The organism is Neisseria sp. P0009.S007 (assembly GCF_051962515.1).
The window spans coordinates 1-376 of sequence record NZ_JBQCVF010000941.1; the positions used below are offsets into that span (position 1 = coordinate 1).

The 376-nt window shown below is 44.1% G+C and carries 1 protein-coding gene; it reads right to left on the reverse strand.

The window, feature by feature from the left end; genetic code table 11:
- Positions 1-376 (reverse strand): hypothetical protein (locus ACTHS3_RS17215; RefSeq protein WP_440368667.1); only part of this gene is annotated, 376 nt, incomplete at both ends.

Here is a 376-nt window from a genome sequence, read left to right on the forward strand (position 1 = left end):
TCTTTTTGTTTGTCGGTCAGTTGGTCGGCTGCTTTTTTATCTTTTGCAGTTTTATCAGTAGCTTCTTTTTCAGCTTTGGCTTTTTCTGCGCGTTTTTTCTCTAATTCGGCTTTTTTCTCGGCCAGTTTTTTCTTGGCGGCTTCTTTTTCTGCTTCCGTTTTTGCGGCTTTTTCTTTGGCTTCACGTTCGGCTTTATCGGCGGCAGTTTTGTCTGCTCTTTCTTTGGCTTCGCGTTCAGCTTTGTCGGCGGCGGCTTTTTCAGCTTTTTCTTTAGTTTCGCGTTCGGCTTTTTCTGCTTCAGCTTTATCCGCTTTTTCTTTGGCTTCACGTTCTGCTTGTTCAGCTTTTTCCTGAGCTTGTTTGGCAGCCTTTTCAG